A 12,926-nucleotide genomic window follows, 5' to 3' on the forward strand; every position below is an offset into this window, starting at 1 on the left:
TTCGCGACCGGACGGCGGGCGTTCCCGATCGGACCATGGGCGCTCACGACCGGACCGTGCCGGGCGTCGCCCCGAGTTCGGCGAGCAGCTGCCCTTGGTCGCTGATCACCCAGCCGAGGATCCGGCGGGCGGCCAGCAGCAGTTCGGCGACGTCCGGGGTGGCGAGCGCGTAGACCACGGTGCTGCCACCGCGGGTCGCGGTCACCAGGTTCGCGCGACGCAGGACGGCGAGCTGCTGGGAGAGGTTGGAGGCCTCGATGTCGAGGGCGGCGAGGAGATCGCGCACCGGCAGCGGACCGTCCCGCAGGAGCTCCAGCACCCGGATGCGGACGGGGTGGCCCAGGGTGCGGAAGAACTCCGCCTTCGCCTGGTACAGCGGGACGGCCATGACTCAGCTCGCTCCTTGCCTGGGTTCGGTGTGCTCCCCCTCCGCGAGGCCGTGGCGGTTCGCGATGCGCACGAGCTCCGCGACCCGGCCGGCGTAGGCCTGGGCGCCGTCCTCGTCACCGTCGGCTTCGGCGGCCTGCCGGGCCCGACGCGCCCGGGCGAGTTGTTCCCGCAGTTCCTGCTCGAAGACCTCGGTCATCGCCACCCCTCCGCGCGTTCGGCCGGTCCGCCGGAGCAGCCGTCGGCTGCCCGTGTCCGTCGGACAGCCGACATCATGTAGCGACATGAAGAATTTTTCAACTTGATTGTTTCGCATGTGCTGGATTTCGATAGTTGAGATCACAGCCGATCGCCGGCGATCCGGCATCCGACCAGGAACGACCCGATGCGCCGGTGGCGGGCGCGGACCCGGCCGCGCTCCGCGCGCCGGCCGGCCAAGCAGGCCGGAGCCGTGGTCGTCGCGACCGCCGGCCCGGCCAGCGCCGACCGCGTCCGCTCGTACGGGGCCGACCAGATCGTCGACCACACCACCACCACGCCGGCGGAGGCCGTCACCGAGCCCGTCGACCTCGCACTCAACCTCGCCCCGACCGACACCGCCGACCTCCTCGGCCTGGTCCGCCCCGGCGGCGTGCTCGTCTCCGCCACCACGCCCGCCAAGAGCGACCCGGCCCGCGAGGTCCGCGGCATCAAGATCGCCGCCCGCGGCAACACCGCCCGACTCGCCCACCTGGTGGCCGAGGTCGACGCCGGCCGCCTGCACATCGACGTCGGCGACCGCCGCCCGCTGACCGACCTCGCCGCCGTCCACCGCCAGGGCCCCAGCGGCCGGACCCTGCTGCTCCCCGCCTGACCAGTAGGCGGTGGCCGGGCGCGTGCCCGGGGCGCGAGGACTCGCCTCGACCGCGGCGCGCGTCGCCCGGCCCGGGCTCACCCCGGCCGCCCCGCGCTCGGGTGTCCACCCCGCGAGAACCCGCGCGGCCGATGCGCGCCGGCCTCCCATCGGATCGGTCCGGCCGCGCTACTCCACCGGCGACACCCGGATCGCCGGGCGCCCCACCGGCTCGACCCGACGTTCCGTCATCTCGCGGTAGTGGGAAACCCGGAACACCCCGGACAGGCTCGCCGTCACCGTCACGGCGAGCGCCAGCCACAGGGCCGCACCCGCCACGGCCAGCACCCCGAGCAGCCGGTCGGCCGCCGTGAGGCCCAGGGCGAAGACCACCGCCGAGGGAACGAACGACAGCGTGACGGGCAGCGCGGTCCGGATCGAACCGCGCGTGGTGTCCCCGCCGTGGGCCCGGAACGCCTGCCGGGAGGTCCGCATCGCCTCGCGGACGCCGCTGCCGTCGATCATCATCGCCGGCAGCACCAGGTAGGACGCCATCACCCACGGGAGCCCGACCAGCAGCACCGACCCGAGGACGATCACCACCGCCCCGACCAGTGCCCACGCCACGACGGCCGGCAACCGCCGCAGCGCCCGCCGGTAGCTCGCCCCGATCCGGACCGGCCGCCCCCGCAGCGCGTCGTCCGCCGCGACGATCAGCACCGCGTTGAAGAAGGTGGCGAAGACCGCCAGCACCAGGAGCGCGGCCACCACCAGCGCGAGGTTCCCCGCGACGGCCCCCGACCACAGCCCCGCCGCCGCCAGGACGAGCCCCAGGCCACCGCGGTCAGCACCAGGCCGGCCATCCCGGGCAGGAGCAGCAGTGCCTTGTGCCGCCACAGCACCCGCGCCGAATCCCCGACCGGCCTGTTCGTGCTCAACGTCCCCCCAGGGTTCTCGGCCGGGCGCGGGCGGTCACTGCCCCGGATCGGTCCCGGGCCCGCGGTCGGTGGTCAGACCCCCGTGCGGCGGTCGAGGCCGTCGAGCAGGAGGCGGAGGCCGTACTCGAAGCGGTCGTCCGGGGTGCGCTCGGCCCAGTGGCGGATGGCCGTGCCGATCGCCGGGTAGTCGCCGGTGGTGGCGGCGTCCGGAGTCGGGGTGCGGTCGGTGGTGGCGAGCTGGTGCTCCCGGCTCTGTTCCTCGATGACGTGGCCGAGCACGTAGTCCTGGAGGGTGAAGAAGGCCAGCGCGGTCTCCGTCTCCGGCACTCCGGCTTCGGCGAGGGCCCGGACGGCGGCCTCGCCGAAGCCGAGGGTGTTGGGCCGGCGGACGTACGTGCCGGACAGGACGCGGGCGCCGTCCCGGCGGGCGAGCAGCGCGCGGCGCAGGCGTCGGGCGAGTTCGGCGGTCCGCTCACCCGGCGGCAGTGCGAGGTCGACGTCGGCGACGCCGCTCATGATCTCCTCCGCGATGGCCTCCAGCAGGGCCTGCTTGTCGCGGTAGTGCCAGTACAGGGCGCTGGGACCGACACCCAGGGAGGTGGCGAGGCGGCGCATGGTGAGCCCGTCCAGGCCGTCCTGGTCGAGCAGGCCGAGGGCTCCGGCGAGCACGTCCTCGCGGTGCAGGCGCACGCGGATCTCCTTGCTGGGCAGGCGGGTTGGGCACCTTCGCGGCCCTGGTCACCCCGTGTTGACACGTCATTGAGCCTACCCTAACCTGAACACCGTTCTACTAGAACACCGTTCAGGTCAGGAGTCGCCATGCCCGCGCCGCCCCCTTCCCACGACCCCGCCGCGCCCCCTCCGGCCGCCGCGCCGCCGCACACCGGCCCACCCCGCACCGGCCCGCCGCCGTCCGGAGCACCGCCTCTGCTGCGGCCCGGCCTGCCCGTCGCGGCGGCGGTGGCGATCGCCTGCACCGCGTCGTTCATGGTCGTCACCGACGGCGCCATCGTGAACGTGGCCCTGCCCGCGATGAGCGCCGACCTCGGACTCGCCTCCGCCGCCGCCCGCTGGGTGGTGGACGCCTACCTGCTGGTGCTCGGCGGCTGCACCTTGCTCGCGGCCCGCGCCGGCGACCTCTTCGGCCGCCGCGCCACCCTCCAGGCGGGCCTGCTGCTGTTCACCGCCGCCGGCGCCCTCGGCGGACTGGCCGGCAGCGGCCAGGTCCTGATCGCCGCCCGCGCCGCCCAAGGGCTGGGCGCGTCGGCACTGGCGACCTCGACCCTGGGCGTCGTCCTCGCCGCCACCGCCGACCGGCCCGAGCTGCGCCGGCGCGCCATGTCGGCCTGGGCCGCGTCGAGTTCGTCGGCCGCCGCGCTCGGCGTGCTGCTCGGCGGCGTGCTCACCGAACACGCCGGCTGGCGCTGGGTGATGTACGTCAACGTGCCCGTCGGCATCGCGCTGCTGACCGCCGTCCAGCTCTGCCTGCGGCCCACCGACGTCCGCGGCTCCCTGGGCCGGCTCGACCTGCCCGGGGCCTTCGTCTCGACCACCGGCGTCGGCCTGCTCCTGTTCGGTGTCACGCGCGGTTCCGAGAGCGGCTGGACGTCCCCCACCACCCTCGTCAGCCTCGCCGCGGCGGCCCTGCTGCTCACCGCCTTCGTGCGGATCGAGGCCCGCAGCGCGAACCCGCTGGTCCGCCTGCCGGTCTTCCGGCTGCCCGGCGTACCGGCCGGGAACCTCGTCGTCCTCCTGCTCGGTTCGAGCCTGACGGCGTCGCTGTTCCTCGTCTCCCAACTGCTCCAGCAGGTCCTCGGCTACTCCGCCCAGCAGGCCGGCCTGGCGATGCTGCCGATGGGCGGGTGCCTGGCCGCGGCCGCCCTGGTCTCCCGGCGCCTGCTCGACGCCGGGGCCCGCCGACTGCCGCTGTACGGGGGCACCGTCGCGGCAGCCGGGCTGCTGTGGCTCGCCACCCTGCCGGCCGACGCCGGTTTCGCGGCCGACCTGCTCGGCCCGCTGCTGCTGATCGGAACCGGCCTCGGCCTGATGCTGATGTCCGCCACCACGGCGGCCACCGCCGCCGTCCCGCCCGCCGAAGCCGGCCTCGCCTCGGGCCTGCTCAACACCTCCCGCCAGCTGGGCGGCGCCCTCGGCCTCGCCCTGCTCGGCGCCCTCGCCCAGTCCGTCACCGGCACGGCCTCCGGAGCCGCCGCGCTCCTGCACGGCTCCCGGGCGGCGTTGGTCGCCGCGGCGGCGCTCAGCCTGCTGGGCGCGCTCACCTCCCTGCTCCTGCCCGGAGCCCGGAGCGCCGGCGGGACCGTCGGCGCCGGCACCAGCAGCACGACCGGCACCGGCACCGACGCCGGCACCGCTACGCACCAACGGTGCTGACTCCGCCTCAGCACCTCCGCACCTCCCCGAAGACCGGAGAACACCCATGCACACCGGCAAGCACCACCCCGTCCTCGTCGTCGGCGGCGGCATCGTCGGCCTGTCCGCCTCCCTCGCCCTCTCCCACCACGGGGTGCCCTCGCTCCTGGTCGAGGCCCACCCCGGCACCCACGACCACCCGCGCGCCCGCAGCCTCAACGCCCGCGCGATGGAGATCTACCGCGAACTCGGCGTGGCGGACGCCGTCCGCGAGGCCGGCGCCCCACTGGCCCGCGCCGAAGGGCTCCACCGCGGCCCCGACCTCGCCACCGCCCTCGCCGCGGTCCCGCGCCGGCCGGAGTCCGGCGACCGGCCCGCGAGCATCTTCGCCCCCGCCGCGATGGCCCGCTGGAGCCCGACCACCGGCCGCCGCGCGACCCTCGACGCCGTCGAACCCGTCCTGCTGGCGGCGGCCCGCCGCCGACCGGCCGAGATCCGCTTCGGCACGCTGCGCACCGGCCTGCGGCACCACGACGACCACCTCGCCGTCGACCTGACGGACGTGGCCACCGGCGCCACCGAAACCGTCACCGCCGACTACCTGATAGCCGCCGACGGCGCGGGCGGCGCGCTGCGCCACGAACTGGGCGTCGCCTCGACATACGGCACCAGCCACGGCCACCAGCTCAACATCCTGTTCCGCGCCGACCTCGAACAGCTCGTCCGGGGAAGGGAGTTCAGCGTCGTCCTGATCGCACGCCCCGGCGTGCGCGGGATGCTCACCGCCATCGACGCCCGCACCCGCTGGGCCTTCCACCTGCGCTACGACCCGGCCGTCGAGAGCCCCGCCGACTACCCGCCCGAGCGGTGCGAGCAGATCCTGCGGGACGTCCTCGGGGTGCCCGGGGTCGAGCCCCGGGTGGTCAGCGTGCTGCCCTGGGAGGCCCGCGAGCGCACGCTCGACCGCCTGCGCGCGGGCCGGGTGTTCTTCGCCGGCGACGCGGCCCACCAGATGCCCCCGGCCGGCGCCCGCGGCGCCAGTACCGGCATCGCCGACGTCCACAACCTGGTCTGGAAGCTCGCCGCCGTCCTCGGCGGGCGGGCGGACGAGACCCTGCTGGACACCTACCACGACGAGCGCCACCCCGCCGCCGTCCACGCGGTGGCCGCCTCGGGCGCCAACGCCCGGGCCATGACGCCCGGCAGCCCCTCGGCCGATCCCGACTGGACCACCCCGGCCGCCCACGGCCTCGGCGACCGCTACCGCTCCGCCGCCGTCCTCACCGGCGAGGAGGACCCGGCGGGCCCCGTCGCCACCGGCCTCGACGGCAGCCCCGGCACCCGCCTCCCGCACGCCTGGACCGACCCCGCCCGGACCCGCTCCACCCTCGACCTGCCCGCCGGCGACTGGATCCTGCTCGGCCCACCCGCCTGGCACCTGCCCGCCGACGCCGCCGGCCTGCGCCACACCGACCCGGGGCCCGAGTTCGCCGCCCTGGCCGGCACCGCCCCGGACGGCGCCGTCCTCGTCCGCCCCGACGGCCACATCGCCTGGCGCTCCACCGACCTGACGACCGACCCGACGGCCGCCGACCTGACAGGCGCCGACCCGACCGCCGCCACCCTCGACGCCGCCCTGGGCCGACTGCCGTTCCGCGCCCGCCACCGCGCGCACCACCGGCGGACGCCCGGGCCCACTCCCCCGAACCCCAACGATCCCCCCGCACACCGCGGATGATGGTCTGAAACCCGCAGCATCGGCCTCGGGCGGGTACCGCCGTTCCCGACGCCAGGTCCCGGGATCCGGTGACCGGTCCCTTCGGGAATCCCCGGTCGTCGCAGTCCGGACGGCTGGGACGCACCCGCACCCGGCCGTCCGGCCACGGAACCCGCCGCCCCACCCGGACCGGCGGGGCCTGTCGCGTTCCGCCACCGGGCACCGCCGCCGGGCGTCACATGGCGCGGTGGGCGAGGCGGATCAGGTTGGTGCGGATGCGCTGTTCGCCGAGTTCCGGCAGGAGGGCGGCGACGTGGTCGGCGGCCAGGGCGGCGAGCAGGGCGTGGGCGGTGTGCTCGGGGTCGGGGGCGGTGGCCAGCAGGATCGCCAGGTGGCGGTGCCAGAAGCGGTAGGCGCCGATGCGGTACCGGGCGCCGGGGGTGGCGGTCTCGGACATCCGGACCAGGGCCAGGTGTTCCAGCAGGTAGTCGAGGTAGGCGTCGAGGAACGCGGTCAGGCGCTCGGCGGCCGGCGCGCCGGGGCCGAGGGGGGGCGGGCCGTGCAGGATCGCCTCCTGGAGTTCGCGTTCGCGGGCGTCCAGCAGGGCGACGGCCAGCCCCGACTTGTCGCCGAACCGGCGGAACAGGGTGCCCTTGCCGACGCCGGCGGCCGCGGCCACCTGGTCCATGGACACGGCGTCGACGCCCAGTTCGGCGAAGAGCCCGGCGGCCGCCTCCAGCACCGCGGCCCGGTTGCGGGCCGCGTCGGCGCGCTCCTTGGGCGGCGGGGTCCGCAGCAGGTCGAGCGGGATTGCGGAAGCGGACTGCGGTCCGCTACTGTCTCGAGTCATAAGAGGACTGTAGTCCGATTCTTCTGGAGGCACTGGCATGACCGCACTCATCACCCGTGACGAACTGGCGGCGGCGATCGAGACCGACTCCGTGACCGTCGTGGACACGCTCGGCGGCGCGTACTACGCCCAGCAGCACCTGCCCGGCGCGCTGGAGCTGGTCCCGGCCGAGGTCGACGCCCGGGCGGCCGCCCTGCTGCCCGACCGCGACGCCGCGATCGTCACCTACTGCTCCAACCCGGCGTGCCCCAACAGCGGCCAGGTCGCCGACCGGCTCACCGCCCTCGGCTACACCGATGTCCGCAAGTACCGCGAGGGCATCCAGGACTGGGTCGAGGCGGGCCTGCCCACCGAGACCGCCTGATGTAGGACACCTGACGTAGGACAGGGGCGGGGCGCATCGAGACCCACGTCGAGCGTCCCGCCTTACGGATTGCTGACGCCGGCCCGCCGCGACCGCCGGTCGGGCCGGCCGGCCGGTAGCGTCGCCGGTCATGAGGATTCTGGTCACCGGCGGCGCCGGGTTCATCGGTTCGGCCGTCGTGCGTGCTCTGGTCGCCGCGGGCCACGAGGTCCGGGTGCTGGACGCCCTGCTGCCCGCGGTCCACCCCTCGGGGTCGGCTCCCGAGCTGCCCGCCGGGGTCGGGTTCCGGCACGGCGACGTCCGGGACGCGGCGACGGTGGAGGGCGCCCTGGCCGGGGTGGACGCGGTCTGCCACCAGGCCGCGATGGTCGGCCTCGGCCTCGACCTCGACGACGCGCCCGAGTACGTCGGCTGCAACGACCTCGGCACGGCGGTGCTGCTGTCCGCGATGGCCCGCGCGGGGGTGCGGAACCTGGTGCTGGCCGGGTCGATGGTCGTCTACGGCGAGGGCCGGTACGCCTGCCCCGAGCACGGGAGCGTGGCCCCCGGTCCGCGGCGCCCGGAGGATCTCGACGCCGGCCGGTTCGAGCCGCCCTGCCCGGTGTGTGCGGCCCCGCTCCGGCCGGGCCTGGTCGCGGAGGACGCGCCGGGCGATCCCCGCAACGTGTACGCCGCGACCAAGCTCGCCCAGGAGCACCTGGCCGCCGCCTGGGCCCGCGCGTGCGGCGGGTCCGTCCTGGCGCTGCGCTACCACAACGTCTACGGCCCGGGCATGCCGCGCGACACCCCGTACGCGGGGGTGGCCTCGCTGTTCCGGTCGGCGCTCGCCCGGGGCGAGGCCCCCCGGGTGTTCGAGGACGGCGGCCAGCGCCGCGACTTCGTCCACGTCGACGACGTCGCGGTGGCGAACCTGGCCGCCCTCGAGGACGTCGGGGGCCGGCCGCCCGGCCTGGCCCGGGCGTACAACGTCGGCAGCGGGGAGGTGCGCACGGTCGGCGAGATGGCCCGGGCGCTGGCCGACGCCTACGGCGGGCCCGCGCCGGTGGTGACCGGGCAGTACCGGCTCGGGGACGTCCGGCACATCACCGCCGACTCCTCCCGGCTGCGGGAGGAGCTGGGCTGGCGGGCCCGGGTGCCGTTCCGCGCGGGGATGGCCGAGTTCGCCGCCGCGCCCCTGCGGGCCTGACGACCCACACGACGGACCCGACCGCCCGCGCCCCGGCGGCCCCGGTCACCCGGGCGCCGCCGGGAGCGCGATCTCGAAGCAGCAGCCCCCGGTGACGTTGCGCACCCGGGCGCGGCCGGAGTGCGCCTCGACGATGCCGCGGACGATGGCCAGCCCGAGCCCGGCGCCGCTGTCCCCGCCCTCGCCGGGGTCACGCCGCGGTGTCCGGGCGGCACTGCCGCGCCAGCCGGTCTCGAACACGCGGGAGAGGTCCTGCTCCGGGATGCCCCCGCAGCCGTCGGTGACCGAGAGGACGACCTCGTCCACCTCCCGGCGGGCCGAGACCGCGACCACACCGTCCTCGGGGGTCGAGCGGATCGCGTTGACCAGGAGGTTGCCCAGCACCCGGGTGATCTCCCGGCTGTCCACCTCGACCGGCTCGGCGGCGACCTGACGGCCCTCCAGCCGGACCCCGCGCTGGCGGGCCAGCGGGTGGGCGCCGGCCAGCGCGTCGTCCACCAGGTCGTAGACGGACACCCGGGACACCGAGAGGGACAGCGCGCCGGCCTGGATGCGGGAGAGTTCGAAGAGGTCGTCGACCATCCCGGTGAGCCGTTCCACCTCGGTGCGGATCCGCCTGAGGTAGTGCTCCGGCTGCTCGACGACCCCGTCCTCCAGGGCTTCGGCCATGGCACGCAGCCCGGCGAGCGGGGTGCGCAGGTCGTGGGAGATCCAGGCGATCAGCTCGCGCCGCGAGGCGTCCAGCGCCTGCGCCCGGGCGCGCGACTCGGCGAGCCGGGCGCTGGTGGCGGCGAGTTCCGCGCTGAGCTGGGCCAGTTCGAGCCCGAGCGGATGCTCCGGCGCGGTGAAGCCGGTGTCGCTCCCGACGGTACGGGCGGCCGCGGTCAGGGCGCGGCTGCCGGCCACCACCTGGCGTCCGAGCAGTGCGGCGGTGAGCAGCGAGACCACGGACGCCATGCCGAGCACGGTGATCACCACGCCGAGGTCGTGTCCGGACAGGAACATCGCCTGGGCGACGGCGAACGTCCCGGAGGTGACGGCGAGGACGGTGACGACGGCGACGCAGAAGAGCGAGAGGGCCACCGAGCGGCGGCGCAGCAGCCGGACGGCCAGCCAGCCGAGCAGGCCGGCGCCGGTCGCGCCGAGCCCCGCGAACAGGGCGATGAGCAGCAGGTCCTTCACGCCGGGCCGTCCTTCTCGTCCGTCACGGGGTCGTAGCGGTAGCCGACGCCCCAGACCGTGGTGATCAGGGTCGGTGCGGCGGGGTCGTCCTCGATCTTCTCGCGCAGCCGGCGGACGTGGACGGTGACGGTGGACAGGTCGCCGAAGTCCCAGCCCCAGACCCGCTGCATCAGCTCCTGCCGGGGGAAGACCGTCCGGGGGTGCCGGAGGAGGAACGCCAGCAGGTCGAACTCCCTGAGCGTGAGCAGGAGTTCGCGCCCGCCCCGGCGCGCCCGGCGGGCCTGCGGGTCGAGCGTGATGTCCCCGGACGTGAGCGGTGCGGGGGACGGCGTGCTGGGGGCGGCGGCGCGGGAGCGGCGCAGCACGGACTGGACGCGCAGGACGAGCTCCCGCGGGCTGAAGGGTTTGGTGACGTAGTCGTCGGCGCCCAGTTCCAGGCCGAGGATGCGGTCGGCCTCGTCGCCCTTGGCGGTGAGCATGACCACCGGGAGATCGGCGCCGTCGGCGGTCGCGCGCAGCCGGCGCAGGATCTCCAGGCCGTCGATCCCGGGGAGCATGAGGTCCAGGACCAGGAGGTCGGGGCGGTGGGCGCGGGCCAGGGCGAGGCCATGGTTTCCGTCGCAGGCCCGGTCGACGTGGTGGCCGGCCCGGGTGAGGTAGCCGGCGACGACCTCGCCCACGGTGAGGTCGTCGTCGATCACCAGGATGCGGGCGGGGTCCGGAGGGCCGGCGGAGGCGGGGCTGTCGTTCACCTCGCCGAGGATACGAGTGCCGGCCGCGGTGGGGCGCCGCGCCGGGGGCGACGTTCGGGTTCCGTAATATCGCGGGTCCGGCGGAACGCCGGGCTGGGGGAACGCCGGGCTGGGGGAACGCGGGGGCCGCTGCGGGTGGGCCGACGTACGACTTTCGTAAGGGCCCGGTTCGGCCGCGGCGGCCCCGCCCGCGCTTAGCGTGGCCGACGTGATCTCTCCGACTCCCCCTTCTCCGACTCCCCCGATTCCGGCTTCCCCGGGTCCGACGCCCCCGGTGCCGTCCGCCGATGTGATCCTGCCGTGCCTGGACGAGGCCGAGGCCCTGCCCTGGGTGCTCGGGCGGGTGCCCGCAGGCTGGCGGGCGATCGTGGTGGACAACGGCTCCCGTGACGGCTCGGCCGAGCTGGCGCGCTCGCTGGGCGCGACGGTCGTCGAGGAGCCGCGGCGCGGCTTCGGCGCCGCGTGCCACGCCGGGCTGCTCGCCGCGACCGCCGAGCTGGTCTGCTTCCTGGACTGCGACGGCTCGTTGGACCCCGCCCAGCTGCCGCGGGTCGCCGCACCCGTCCTGGCCGGCTCGGCGGACCTGGTGCTCGGCCGGCGCCGCCCCGCGAGCGCCGGGGCGTGGCCGGCGCACGCCCGCCTGGCCAACGCCGTCCTGGCCCGCCGGCTGCGCGCGAGGACGGGGGCGCCGCTGCACGACCTCGGGCCGATGCGGGCCGTCCGCCGGGACCGGCTGCTGGCGCTGGGCCTGGGCGACCGCCGCTCCGGCTACCCGCTGGAGATGGTGCTCGCCGCGTCGGCGGCCGGGATGCGGATCGCCGAGACGTCCGTCGACTACCTGCCGCGCGCGGGGCGTTCCAAGGTCACCGGTACCGTGCGCGGCACCCGGCAGGCCGTCCGCGACATGCGGGCCGTGCTGGCCGCGCCGGCCCCGACCCTGCTGGTGATCGCCAAGTCGCCGGTCCCGGGGCGGGTCAAGACCCGCCTCACCCCGCCGTGCACGCCCGAGCAGGCGGCGGCGCTGGCCGAGGCCGCCCTCACCGACACCCTCACCGCCCTCTCCCGGATGCCGGCCGGCCGGCGGCTGCTGGTGCTGGACGGCGCCGTCGGTGACTGGCTGCCGCCCGGCTGGCAGGTCGTGCCGCAGGTGGGCGGCGGGCTGGACGAACGGCTCGCGGCCGCCTTCGCGCACGCCGCCCGGATCGCCCCGGACGCACCCGCGCTGCTGGTCGGCATGGACACCCCGCAGCTGGACGCCGCCCTCCTCGCCGAGGCCCTGTCGCCCGCCCGGCGCACCGGCGTCGACGCCTGGTTCGGCCCGGCCGGTGACGGCGGCTTCTGGGCGTTCGGGCTGGCCGGGCCCACCGGGCAGCTGGCCCGGCGGCTGCTCCTGGGCGTGCCGATGTCCACGCCGGAGACCGGGCAGGCCCTGCTCGACCGGCTGCTCGCCGAGCGGCTGACGATCGGCCGTCTCCCGGTGGTCACCGACGTGGACACCATCGAGGACGCGCGGCAGGTCGCCGCCGAGGCGCCGGGCAGCAGGTTCGCGGCCCGCCTGCGGTCGATCGACACCGCCCGGGAGGTGAGCCGGTGACCGTCGCCACCGAGGCATGGGTGGACGACCCGTTCGCCGAGGCCGTCCGGGCCGGCCGGGGCCCGCTCTGGCTCCGCCGCGAGGACGGCCGCCGGATCCCGCTCGACGTCGAACGCTGGTGCGCGCCCGCCGCCGGGGCGGACCACGGGATGCTGCGGCGCTGCACCCGGCTGGCCGCCCCGGTGGTGGACCTCGGCTGCGGCCCGGGCCGGCTCGTCGCGGCCCTGCTGGGCCTGGGCGTGCCGGCGCTCGGGGTCGACGTCACCGGAGCGGCCGTGGCCCGGACCAGGCGACTCGGCGGGCCGGCGCTGCGCCGCTCGGTGTTCGACCGGCTCCCCGCGGAGGGCCGCTGGGGCGGCGCGCTGCTCGCCGACGGCAACCTCGGCATCGGCGGCGACCCGGGGCTGTTGCTCCGCCGGAGCGCCGAACTGCTCGCTCCGGGCGGGGCGTTGCTGGTCGAGGTGGAACCGGAGGAGATCGACGAACGGATCACCGTCCGGGTCGAGGGCCCCGACGGGCGGGTCGGGCCGTCGTTCGCCTGGGCCCGCTGCGGCGCGACGGCCACCGCCCGGCGGGCCGACCGGGCGGGGCTGGTCGAGACCGAGCGCTGGTCCTCGCACGGCCGGCACTTCCTCGCCTTCCGGAAGGTGATCCGGCCCCGCTGATCCGGCCCCACCGGCCGACCCCGCCGGGCCGACCCCGCCGACAGGGGCGCGGCGGACCGGGGTGCGGCGGACCCGGGCGCGGCCGACCG

General features: G+C 76.4%; 14 protein-coding genes and 1 pseudogene. 8 read left to right on the top strand and 7 right to left on the bottom strand.

Annotation, left to right across the window (positions count from 1 at the left end; translation table 11 throughout):
* Positions 1 to 43: 43 nt before the first annotated feature.
* Together AB0Q99_RS01245 and AB0Q99_RS01250 are read right to left on the bottom strand one after the other, a co-directional pair.
* Positions 44 to 388 carry a metalloregulator ArsR/SmtB family transcription factor gene (locus tag AB0Q99_RS01245; protein ID WP_363567211.1) on the bottom strand — a complete coding sequence of 115 codons (345 nt, stop codon included), beginning with the start codon at positions 386 to 388 and terminating at the stop codon, positions 44 to 46.
* A 3-nt stretch (positions 389 to 391) separates the two neighbouring features.
* A complete protein-coding gene (locus AB0Q99_RS01250) occupies positions 392 to 586 on the bottom strand; it encodes a hypothetical protein (protein WP_363567213.1) in 195 nt (64 codons plus the stop codon).
* Positions 587 to 772: 186 nt separating this feature from the next.
* On the opposite strand from AB0Q99_RS01250, the gene AB0Q99_RS01255 reads away from it, so the two are divergent.
* Positions 773 to 1,240, top strand: coding sequence for a zinc-binding dehydrogenase (locus AB0Q99_RS01255; protein ID WP_363567215.1), 468 nt, complete (start codon positions 773 to 775; stop codon positions 1,238 to 1,240).
* A gap of 168 nt (positions 1,241 to 1,408) precedes the next feature.
* On the opposite strand, the gene AB0Q99_RS01260 is transcribed toward AB0Q99_RS01255, so the two are convergent.
* Together AB0Q99_RS01260 and AB0Q99_RS01265 are read right to left on the bottom strand one after the other, a co-directional pair.
* Positions 1,409 to 1,990: a hypothetical protein gene (locus AB0Q99_RS01260; RefSeq protein WP_363567217.1), complete on the bottom strand. Its 582-nt coding sequence runs from the start codon at positions 1,988 to 1,990 to the stop codon at positions 1,409 to 1,411.
* A gap of 239 nt (positions 1,991 to 2,229) precedes the next feature.
* On the bottom strand, positions 2,230 to 2,847 hold the full coding sequence (locus AB0Q99_RS01265; protein WP_363567219.1) for a TetR/AcrR family transcriptional regulator C-terminal domain-containing protein: 618 nt from the start codon (positions 2,845 to 2,847) through the stop codon (positions 2,230 to 2,232).
* A 129-nt stretch (positions 2,848 to 2,976) separates the two neighbouring features.
* Between AB0Q99_RS01265 and AB0Q99_RS01270 the strand changes: the two genes are divergently transcribed.
* Both AB0Q99_RS01270 and AB0Q99_RS01275 read left to right on the top strand, forming a co-directional pair.
* The gene (locus AB0Q99_RS01270) at positions 2,977 to 4,548 is read left to right on the top strand and encodes an MFS transporter (protein ID WP_363567221.1); all 1,572 of its coding nucleotides are present in this window, start codon (positions 2,977 to 2,979) and stop codon (positions 4,546 to 4,548) included.
* A 46-nt stretch (positions 4,549 to 4,594) separates the two neighbouring features.
* Positions 4,595 to 6,265 (top strand): FAD-dependent monooxygenase, encoded by a 1,671-nt coding sequence (locus tag AB0Q99_RS01275; protein ID WP_363567223.1) that lies wholly within the window; start codon positions 4,595 to 4,597, stop codon positions 6,263 to 6,265.
* A gap of 214 nt (positions 6,266 to 6,479) precedes the next feature.
* On the opposite strand, the gene AB0Q99_RS01280 is transcribed toward AB0Q99_RS01275, so the two are convergent.
* A complete protein-coding gene (locus AB0Q99_RS01280; protein WP_363567225.1) occupies positions 6,480 to 7,094 on the bottom strand; it encodes a helix-turn-helix domain-containing protein in 615 nt (204 codons plus the stop codon).
* 37 nt (positions 7,095 to 7,131) lie between these two features.
* On the opposite strand from AB0Q99_RS01280, the gene AB0Q99_RS01285 reads away from it, so the two are divergent.
* Both AB0Q99_RS01285 and AB0Q99_RS01290 read left to right on the top strand, forming a co-directional pair.
* The gene (locus AB0Q99_RS01285) at positions 7,132 to 7,458 is read left to right on the top strand and encodes a rhodanese-like domain-containing protein (protein ID WP_363567227.1); all 327 of its coding nucleotides are present in this window, start codon (positions 7,132 to 7,134) and stop codon (positions 7,456 to 7,458) included.
* 130 nt (positions 7,459 to 7,588) lie between these two features.
* A complete protein-coding gene (locus tag AB0Q99_RS01290) occupies positions 7,589 to 8,644 on the top strand; it encodes an NAD-dependent epimerase/dehydratase family protein (RefSeq protein WP_363567229.1) in 1,056 nt (351 codons plus the stop codon).
* A 45-nt stretch (positions 8,645 to 8,689) separates the two neighbouring features.
* On the opposite strand, the gene AB0Q99_RS01295 is transcribed toward AB0Q99_RS01290, so the two are convergent.
* Together AB0Q99_RS01295 and AB0Q99_RS01300 are read right to left on the bottom strand one after the other, a co-directional pair.
* On the bottom strand, positions 8,690 to 9,826 hold the full coding sequence (locus AB0Q99_RS01295) for a HAMP domain-containing sensor histidine kinase (RefSeq protein ID WP_363567231.1): 1,137 nt from the start codon (positions 9,824 to 9,826) through the stop codon (positions 8,690 to 8,692).
* Positions 9,823 to 10,578: a response regulator transcription factor gene (locus AB0Q99_RS01300; protein ID WP_363567233.1), complete on the bottom strand. Its 756-nt coding sequence runs from the start codon at positions 10,576 to 10,578 to the stop codon at positions 9,823 to 9,825. The genes AB0Q99_RS01295 and AB0Q99_RS01300 overlap by 4 nt, the downstream gene beginning before the upstream one ends.
* A gap of 244 nt (positions 10,579 to 10,822) precedes the next feature.
* On the opposite strand from AB0Q99_RS01300, the pseudogene AB0Q99_RS01305 reads away from it, so the two are divergent.
* From AB0Q99_RS01305 to AB0Q99_RS01315, 3 genes and pseudogenes are all read left to right on the top strand, one after another.
* A pseudogene (locus tag AB0Q99_RS01305) lies at positions 10,823 to 11,506 on the top strand (glycosyltransferase family 2 protein); the annotation flags it as partial.
* 138 nt (positions 11,507 to 11,644) lie between these two features.
* Complete coding sequence (locus AB0Q99_RS01310) at positions 11,645 to 12,172, top strand: DUF2064 domain-containing protein (protein ID WP_363568175.1); 528 nt, start codon at positions 11,645 to 11,647, stop codon at positions 12,170 to 12,172.
* A complete protein-coding gene (locus AB0Q99_RS01315) occupies positions 12,169 to 12,837 on the top strand; it encodes a class I SAM-dependent methyltransferase (protein ID WP_363567235.1) in 669 nt (222 codons plus the stop codon). Before AB0Q99_RS01310 ends, AB0Q99_RS01315 begins: the two co-directional genes overlap by 4 nt.
* The last annotated feature ends 89 nt before the right edge of the window (positions 12,838 to 12,926 follow it).

Source organism: Kitasatospora sp. NPDC086791 (assembly GCF_040685975.1).
GTDB lineage: Bacteria > Actinomycetota > Actinomycetes > Streptomycetales > Streptomycetaceae > Kitasatospora.

Excerpts from the sequence above, each read along its gene's own strand:
- AB0Q99_RS01255 (WP_363567215.1), top strand. The coding sequence starts at position 773 with ATGCGCCGGTGGCGGGCGCGGACCCGGCCGCGCTCCGCGCGCCGGCCG.
- AB0Q99_RS01290 (WP_363567229.1), top strand. The coding sequence starts at position 7,589 with ATGAGGATTCTGGTCACCGGCGGCGCCGGGTTCATCGGTTCGGCCGTC.
- AB0Q99_RS01275 (WP_363567223.1), top strand. The coding sequence starts at position 4,595 with ATGCACACCGGCAAGCACCACCCCGTCCTCGTCGTCGGCGGCGGCATC.
- AB0Q99_RS01285 (WP_363567227.1), top strand. The coding sequence starts at position 7,132 with ATGACCGCACTCATCACCCGTGACGAACTGGCGGCGGCGATCGAGACC.
- AB0Q99_RS01245 (WP_363567211.1), bottom strand. The coding sequence starts at position 388 with ATGGCCGTCCCGCTGTACCAGGCGAAGGCGGAGTTCTTCCGCACCCTG.
- AB0Q99_RS01310 (WP_363568175.1), top strand. The coding sequence starts at position 11,645 with ATGCCGGCCGGCCGGCGGCTGCTGGTGCTGGACGGCGCCGTCGGTGAC.
- AB0Q99_RS01280 (WP_363567225.1), bottom strand. The coding sequence starts at position 7,094 with ATGACTCGAGACAGTAGCGGACCGCAGTCCGCTTCCGCAATCCCGCTC.
- AB0Q99_RS01250 (WP_363567213.1), bottom strand. The coding sequence starts at position 586 with ATGACCGAGGTCTTCGAGCAGGAACTGCGGGAACAACTCGCCCGGGCG.
- AB0Q99_RS01270 (WP_363567221.1), top strand. The coding sequence starts at position 2,977 with ATGCCCGCGCCGCCCCCTTCCCACGACCCCGCCGCGCCCCCTCCGGCC.